The following is an 8,172-nucleotide window of genomic DNA, read 5'->3' as shown; positions in this document are numbered from 1 at the left end:
CGCCCCGGGCCGCCCGCGGGGGGGGGGGGGGGGGGGGGGGGGGGGGGGGGGGGGGGGGGGCGGGGGGGGGGGGGGGGGGGGGGGGGGGGGGGGGCCCCCCCCCCCCCCATGCCCGGAGGACCTGACCGTGTACGTCCGGCACCTGCAGGTCGCCCAGTTCCGCAGCTGGGAGGCGGTCGACCTGCCGCTGACCCCCGGGCCGACGGTCCTGGTCGGGCGCAACGGGCGGGGCAAGACCAACCTGGTCGAGGCGGTCGGCTACCTGGCCACCCTCGGCAGCCACCGGGTCTCCGCCGACGCACCGCTGGTCCGGCACGGCGCCGAGCAGGCGATCGTCCGGGCGGCGCTGCGGCGCCAGGACCGGGAGCTGCTGGTCGAGGTGGAGATCAACCCGGGGCGGGCCAACCGGGTCCGGGTCAACCGGGCGCCGCTGCCCCGTCCGCGGGAGCTGCTAGGACTGGTCAGGATCGTGCTGTTCGCCCCCGAGGACCTGTCGCTGGTCCGTGGTGACCCGGCCGAGCGCCGCCGCTTCCTCGACGACCTGCTGGTCAGCCGCACCCCGCGGCTGGCCGGTGTGCGCAGCGACTACGACCGGGTGCTCAAGCAGCGCAACGCCCTGCTGAAGACCGCGAAGCTCGCGCGGGGCAACGCCCTGGCCACGCTCGACGTCTGGGACGGCCACCTCACCGAGCTGGGTGGTCAGCTGCTGGCCGCCCGGCTGCGGCTGGTCGCCGACTTGGCCCCGCACGTGGCCGCCGCCTACGCCGGCGTCGCCGGGCCCGCGGCCGACCGGGCGGCACTCGGCTACAGCAGCACGGTGCCGCTGGCCGGGGACGGCGCCCCGGTCGACCCGGACCGGGTGCTGCCCGCGGCCGAGGAGCTCGCGGCCGCGCTGCGCGACCGGGTGGCGGAGCGGCGCCAGGAGGAGGTCGACCGCGGTGTCACCCTGGTCGGCCCGCACCGCGACGACCTGGTGCTGCACCTGGGGCCGGCCCCGGCCAAGGGCTATGCCAGCCACGGGGAGTCGTGGTCGTTCGCGCTCGCGGTGAAGCTGGCCTGCTTCGCCCTGCTGCGCGACGACGGCGACGACCCGGTGCTGGTGCTCGACGACGTCTTCGCCGAGCTGGACACCGACCGCCGGTCCGCGCTGGCCGAGGTGGCGGTCACCGCCGAGCAGACGCTCATCACGGCTGCCGTCGCCGAGGACGTGCCCGCCGCGCTGCGCGGTACCCGGGTGGAGATCGCAGACGGGCAGGCCCGGGTCGTCCGGCCGGAGCCGGGACTGCCGCTGGAGGAGGTCACCGGTGCCTGACCAGCCGTCCGCCGACCGCCCGGCGCGCCCTTCGGACATCGCCCGGGCCGCCCTGGACGCGGCCCGGGCGGCGTCGGCGTCCCGTCCCCGGCCCACCCGGCGCCGGGTCGCGGGCCCACGCCGGTCCTGGACCGGGCCCGGTCCCGGGGCGGACGACCCACAGCCGCTGGGCTCCCTGGTCGACTCGCTGGTCAGCCAGCAGGACTGGACCGCGCGCACGAAGGTCGGCGCGGTGTTCGGCCGGTGGGACGCCCTGGTCGGTCCGGACATCGCCGCGCACTGCCGGCCGGAGTCGCTCACCGAGGGCGAGCTGCTCGTGGTCGCGGAGTCCACCGCGTGGGCCACCCAGCTGCGCCTGCTGGCCCCTTCGATCCTGGGCCGGCTGCGGGCCGGGGTCGGCGGGGACGTCGTGACGAAGTTGCGCGTTGTCGGTCCGACGGCGCCGAACTGGAAGAAGGGCCCGCGCACCGTCCGGGGCCGCGGCCCGCGCGACACCTACGGCTGAGCGCGGTCCGCACCCCGCCCGCCACCCACGACGAGGAGCACACGCAGATGAGCAGCCCGCGCGACCGCGACGCCTTCGACGAGGGCGGCCCGGAGGGCTGGCGCGAGCCGGCGCACCTGGGCGGCGAACCCGACCCCGGCCAGCCGGGGGGCGCCGCCCAACCGCCTGCCGATCCGTCGCGCCCCGACGACCACACGGACGGCGGTCCGGCCGGCTGGCAGCCCCCGGGCTGGGACCTGCCCGCGGTGGAGCCCGAGCGCCCCGGCGCCCAGCCCCCGGCGGGCTCCCCGCCCGCTGACCGGTACCCCGCTCCGGAGCAGCCCGCTCGTCCCCAGCCCGACGGGCCGTGGACCGGGCCCGAGCAGCCGCCGGCGGGCGATCCGCGGGAGTCCGGCGCGAGCGCTCCGCCCCGCGGCGGTGGCCTGTTCGGTGGCGGCGGGCTCTTCGGCGGTGGCCGCCGGGAGCGCCGGCCCAGCGCCTACGAGGAGGCCTTCGCACCGCAGGGCGACCCGTGGGGCACCCAGGCGTGGGCCGCCGCCGTCGGCTGGACGCCGTCCGACGGCACCGGCCCGGAGGACGCCGCGCTGGCCCAGCTGGTGGCCACCGCACCGGTGCGCCCCGGCAAGGAGGACCGCCCGGGCAACGTGGTGCGGGGCCGGGGCAACGGGCTGGACCTGGTGGCCTGCGACATCCTCTCCCCGCTGGGCCGCGAGCGGTGGGCGAGCACACACGCCATCACCGCCGCCCCGGTGCTGGGCGACGTGCCGGCGTTCCGGCTCTCCCCGGCCCGGATCTGGCGGCACGGCACCGGCGGTCTGCTGCAGATCCCCAGCCCGGACCCGGAGTTCGACCGGCGCTGGGTGCTGCTCGGCGCCGAGGACGGTCCCCAGCTGCGCCGGCTGGTCGACGACCCGCTGGTGCGCCAGCTCCTGCTGGGCAGCGACGACGGCGACGAGCTGTGGTCCGCGGTCGGGTTCGTGGCCGCGATCCGCCCGGACGGCCAGCGCCCGCAGCTGATCGAGCACCACGCCCGGTTGCTCGCCGCCGTCGTCGGCGCACTCGCCGCGGCCGCCTGAGCGGCACCCCCGCTGAGCGAGGTGAGCGGGGGCGGGGCGGGCAGCCCCAGCCCACCGCCGCCGCCGGGCTGCTGCCCCTGCTGCACCCGCACCGTCGCGCGCTGGCTGCCGCCGCGGCGCTGTCGCTGGTCGACGCGTGGCCGCGGCCGGGGCGGAGCGGGCGCTGCTGGTGGTTGCCCACCGACTGTCCACCGTGCTGGACAGCGACCGGTTCGTGGTGCCGGAGGCGGGACGGGTGGTCGCCGCGGGCACGCGCGAGGAGCTCCTCGACGTCAGCCCCTCGTACCGGGAGCTCGCCACCGCCAGTTGCTCGCCTGAGCCGGTCGGTTCCACGTGGAACGGACCGAGCCCCCAGCCGCCGCGAGACGGCGTGTCGACTCGGGGGTCGACACGGTTGGTGGTGCGCACGTCGGGAGGGGCTCTGGAAGCACGTCAGGGCGTGGACGGCGCCCTCGGTGCGACATGACCCGGTACTCTGGAGAGGACACACCGCCAGCAGCCCGCTGAGCGCCGTCCTGCGCCTCCCGACACCGTCGTCGCGTGCGCGCGGAGGGCTGCGGAGCTGCGCGAGAGAAGGGCCCCCCGTGGTCGCTGCGCCCCAGAACGAGACCGCCTACTCCGGCAGCTCCATCACCGTCCTCGAGGGACTCGAGGCGGTCCGCAAGCGTCCCGGCATGTACATCGGCTCCACCGGTGAGCGCGGCCTGCACCACATGGTGTGGGAGGTCGTGGACAACGCCGTCGACGAGGCGCTGGCCGGCTACTGCGACACCGTCAAGGTCACGTTGCTGGCCGACGGTGGCGTCCGGGTCGAGGACAACGGCCGTGGCATCCCGGTCGACATGCACCCGGTGGAGAAGCGGCCGACCGTCGAGGTCGTCATGACCATCCTGCACGCGGGCGGCAAGTTCGACGGCAAGAGCTACGGCGTCTCCGGTGGTCTGCACGGCGTCGGCGTGACCGTGGTCAACGCGCTGTCCACCCGGCTGGACGTGACCGTCTGGACCAAGGGCAAGGAGTGGAGCCAGCACTACACCGACGCCAAGCCCGGCCCGCTGGAGGAGGTCGGCCCCACCGACAAGCGCGGCACCTCCATCACCTTCTGGGCCGACGGCTCGATCTTCGAGACGACGACCTACTCCTACGACACGATCAACCGCCGGCTGCAGGAGATGGCCTTCCTCAACAAGGGCCTGACCATCGTGCTGCGCGACGAGCGTCCCGGGCACGGCAAGGCGGAGACCGGCATCGGCGAGGACTCGCTGGCCGAGGCGGCCGTCCCGGTCGAGGCCGCGGACGAGGCGTTCGAGCCGACCGAGGTCACCTACCGCTACGACGGCGGCCTGGTCGACTACGTCGCTCACCTCAACCGGCGCAAGTCGCCCATCCACCGGTCGGTCATCGGCTTCTCCGCCGAGGGGGTCGGCAAGAACGACACCGCCATGTCGGTGGAGATCGCGATGCAGTGGTCCGACGCGTACTCCGAGTCGGTGCACACCTTCGCCAACATCATCAACACCCACGAGGGCGGCACCCACGAGGAGGGCTTCCGTGCGGCGCTGACCTCGATCGTCAACCGCTACGCGGAGGAGAAGAAGCTCCTCAAGGGCAAGGACGACAAGCTCACCGGCGACGACATCCGGGAGGGCCTCGCGGCGATCGTGTCGGTCAAGCTCGGCGACCCCCAGTTCGAGGGCCAGACGAAGACCAAGCTCGGCAACACCGAGGTCAAGGGCTTCGTGCAGCGGGTGTGCAACGAGCAGATCGGGCACTGGTTCGAGGCGAACCCGGCCGAGGCGAAGACGATCATCACCAAGGCCGCCTCCGCCGCGCGGGCCCGCCGGGCCGCGCAGGACGCGCGCAAGCTGGCGCGCAAGAACCTGCTCAGCGTCAGCGGGCTGCCGGGCAAGCTCTCCGACTGCCGCTCCACCGACCCGCGGAACTCCGAGATCTACATCGTCGAGGGTGACTCCGCCGGCGGTTCGGCGAAATCCGGCCGGGACTCGATGTTCCAGGCGATCCTGCCCATCCGCGGCAAGATCATCAACGTCGAGAAGGCGCGCATCGACCGGGTGCTGAAGAACACCGAGGTCCAGTCGATGATCACCGCCTTCGGCACCGGGATCCACGACGAGTTCGACCTGGGCAAGCTCCGCTACCACAAGGTCGTGCTGATGGCCGACGCCGACGTCGACGGCCAGCACATCTGCACCCTGCTGCTGACCCTGCTCTTCCGCTTCATGCGGCCGCTGGTCGAGGCCGGCCACGTCTACCTGGCCCGGCCGCCGCTGTACAAGATCAAGTGGGGCGGCAAGGTCGGCGACGAGTACGCCTACTCCGATCGGGAGCGCGACGCGCTGCTCAAGGCGGGTGCCGACGCCGGCCGGAAGGTCCCCAAGGACGACGGCATCCAGCGGTACAAGGGCCTCGGCGAGATGAACGCCAGCGAGCTGTGGGAGACCACGATGAACCCCGAGACCCGGCTGCTGGGCCAGGTCACCCTGGAGGACGCCGCGGCCGCCGACGAGCTGTTCAGCATCCTGATGGGCGAGGACGTCGTCGCCCGCCGCAGCTTCATCACCCGCAACGCCAAGGACGTCCGCTTCCTCGACGTCTAGCAGTTGCGGCCCGCTGCAGGGCCCCGCCGCGAGCTCGCGAGTGGTGGGGGGCAGGGGGTCCTTCGATTGTCCCCCGCTGTGTATCGACTTGTGGAGAACCAGACGTGACAGAGACACCCAGCCGTGACCGCGTGGAATCGGTCGACCTCCAGCAGGAGATGCAGCGCAGCTACATCGACTACGCGATGAGCGTGATCGTGGGTCGCGCGCTGCCCGAGGTGCGCGACGGTCTCAAGCCCGTGCACCGCCGCGTGCTGTTCGCGATGTACGACCAGGGCTTCCGCCCCGACCGCGGGTACGTGAAGTGCGCCCGCCCGGTCGCGGAGGTCATGGGCAACTACCACCCCCACGGCGACTCGGCGATCTACGACGCCCTGGTGCGGCTGGCCCAGCCCTGGTCGATGCGGTACCCGCTGATCGACGGCCAGGGGAACTTCGGCTCGCCGGGCAACGACCCGCCGGCCGCGATGCGCTACACCGAGTGCCGGCTGACCCCGCTGGCCATGGAGATGCTGTCGGGGATCGACGAGGAGACCGTCGACTTCCAGGCCAACTACGACGGCCGCACGCAGGAGCCGGTGGTGCTCCCCTCCCGGGTGCCGAACCTGCTCATCAACGGCTCGGCCGGGATCGCGGTCGGCATGGCGACCAACATGCCGCCGCACAACCTGCGCGAGGTCGCCGAGGCGGCGTACTGGGTGCTCGACCACCCCGACGCCGAGGCCGAGGAGATGCTCACCGCCTGCATGGAGCGGATCAAGGGCCCGGACTTCCCGACCCACGGTCTGATCGTCGGCCGTGAGGGGATCGAGGACGCCTACCGCACCGGCCGCGGGTCGGTGCGCATGCGCGCCGTCGTCACCGTGGAGGAGGACAGCCGGGGCCGGGTGCAGCTCGTCGTCACCGAGCTGCCCTACCAGGTCAACCCGGACAACCTGGCCGAGTCGATCGCCGAGGCGGTCAAGGAGGGCCGGCTCCAGGGCATCAGCGAGATCGCCGACGAGTCCAGCGACCGGGTCGGTCGCCGGCTGGTCATCACGCTGCGCCGCGACGCGGTCGCCAAGGTGGTGCTGAACAACCTCTACAAGCACACCCAGCTGCAGACCACCTTCGGCTGCAACATGCTCTCCATCGTCGACGGCGTGCCCCGCACGCTGCGGCTGGACGAGCTGGTCAAGCACTGGGTGACCCACCAGATCGAGGTCATCGTCCGGCGCACGCGCTACCGGCTGCGCAAGGCCGAGGAGCGCGCGCACATCCTGCGCGGGTACGCCAAGGCCCTCGACCAGCTCGACGCGGTGATCGCCCTGATCCGCCGCAGCGAGTCCGCCGAGGCCGCCCGCACCGGTCTGATGGAGCTGCTGGACGTCGACGAGATCCAGGCCGTCGCGATCCTGGACCTGCAGCTCCGCCGGCTCGCCGCACTGGAGCGGCAGCGGATCCTCGACGAGCTGGCCGAGATCGAGGCCCGCATCGCCGACCTGCAGGCGATCCTCGACTCGCCCGAGCGGCAGCGGCAGATCGTCCGCGACGAGCTCCGCGAGATCGTCGACAAGTACGGCGACGACCGGCGCACCCAGTTCGTGGCCAACGACGGTGACGTCTCGATGGAGGACCTCATCGCCGAGGAGCAGGTGGTCGTCACGATCACCCGCACCGGCTACGCCAAGCGCACCAAGGCCGACCTCTACCGCTCCCAGCGGCGCGGCGGCAAGGGCGTGATGGGCGCGCAGCTCAAGCAGGACGACCTGGTGCAGCAGTTCTTCGTGGGCTCCACCCACGACTGGATCCTGTTCTTCACCAACAAGGGCCGCGTCTACCGGGCGAAGGCCTACGAGCTGCCCGAGGCGGCGCGCACCGCCCGCGGTGCGCACGTGGCGAACATCCTGGCGTTCCAGCCGGACGAGAAGATCGCCCAGGTCATCCAGATCAAGGACTACACCGTCGCCCCCTACCTGGTGCTGGCCACCGCCAAGGGGCAGGTGAAGAAGACCCGGCTCACCGACTTCGACTCCCCCCGCAGCGGCGGCGTCATCGCGATCAACCTGCGCGAGGGCGACGAGCTGGTGGGCGCCGCGCTGATCAACCCGGAGCAGAACCTGCTCCTGGTCACCCGCAAGGCGATGTCGATCTGCTTCAAGGCCGACGACGCCCAGCTGCGGCCGATGGGGCGGGCGACCGAGGGCGTGCGGGGCATCTCGCTGGCCGACGACGACACGCTGCTGTCGATGATCGTCGTCCAGGAGGGCGTCGACGTGCTGGTCGCCACCGAGGGCGGCTACGCCAAGCGCACCGGGATCGAGCACTACCCGGAGCAGGGGCGCGGCGGCAAGGGCGTGCTCACCGCCGACCCGAAGGCCCGCAAGGGCCCGCTGGTCGGGGCGCTCGCGGTGGTGCTCGGCGACGAGCTGTACGCCATCACCTCCGGTGGTGGCGTGATCCGGACGCCGGTCAACGGCGTGCGGCACACCCGGGACCGGGCGACGATGGGTGTCAAGCTCATGAACTTGCCTGACGACGTCTCGATCGTGGCCATCGCGCGTACGACGGACAACGACGAGCCCGAAGCCTAGGCTGGAACGGATGCCAGCCCGGGGACGGGACGACCACGTCGCTCCCCGGGCTGCATGACGAACCGGTAGCGACCGGTGGGCGCACCAG

Annotated in this window: 5 protein-coding genes; all 5 read left to right on the top strand. The window is 73.1% G+C overall.

Translation table 11 applies throughout. From position 1 onward, the window contains the following. Positions 1-127: 127 nt before the first annotated feature. The 5 genes from recF (at position 128) to gyrA (ending at position 8,084) form a co-directional block, all read left to right on the top strand. On the top strand, positions 128-1,312 hold the full coding sequence (recF, locus tag ACI783_RS17360; RefSeq protein ID WP_457141600.1) for a DNA replication/repair protein RecF: 1,185 nt from the start codon (positions 128-130) through the stop codon (positions 1,310-1,312). After that, complete coding sequence (locus ACI783_RS17355; protein ID WP_457141599.1) at positions 1,305-1,817, top strand: DUF721 domain-containing protein; 513 nt, start codon at positions 1,305-1,307, stop codon at positions 1,815-1,817. Before recF ends, ACI783_RS17355 begins: the two co-directional genes overlap by 8 nt. Before the next feature lie 47 nt (positions 1,818-1,864). Then, entirely contained in the window at positions 1,865-2,893 is a 1,029-nt protein-coding gene (locus ACI783_RS17350; RefSeq protein ID WP_457141598.1) for a hypothetical protein, read from the top strand. Between the two features lie 584 nt (positions 2,894-3,477). Beyond that, the gene (gyrB, locus tag ACI783_RS17345) at positions 3,478-5,511 is read left to right on the top strand and encodes a DNA topoisomerase (ATP-hydrolyzing) subunit B (RefSeq protein WP_457141597.1); all 2,034 of its coding nucleotides are present in this window, start codon (positions 3,478-3,480) and stop codon (positions 5,509-5,511) included. A gap of 104 nt (positions 5,512-5,615) precedes the next feature. Next, the gene (gyrA, locus tag ACI783_RS17340) at positions 5,616-8,084 is read left to right on the top strand and encodes a DNA gyrase subunit A (RefSeq protein WP_457141596.1); all 2,469 of its coding nucleotides are present in this window, start codon (positions 5,616-5,618) and stop codon (positions 8,082-8,084) included. The last annotated feature ends 88 nt before the right edge of the window (positions 8,085-8,172 follow it).

It is taken from the genome of Modestobacter sp. SYSU DS0511 (assembly GCF_054050755.1).
The sequence above is the reverse complement of the archived record's forward strand: the minus strand, read 5'-3'. Positions and strand labels throughout refer to the sequence as shown.

Coding starts and splice junctions, on each gene's coding strand:
- ACI783_RS17350 (WP_457141598.1), top strand. CDS start 1,865: ATGAGCAGCCCGCGCGACCGCGACGCCTTCGACGAGGGCGGCCCGGAG.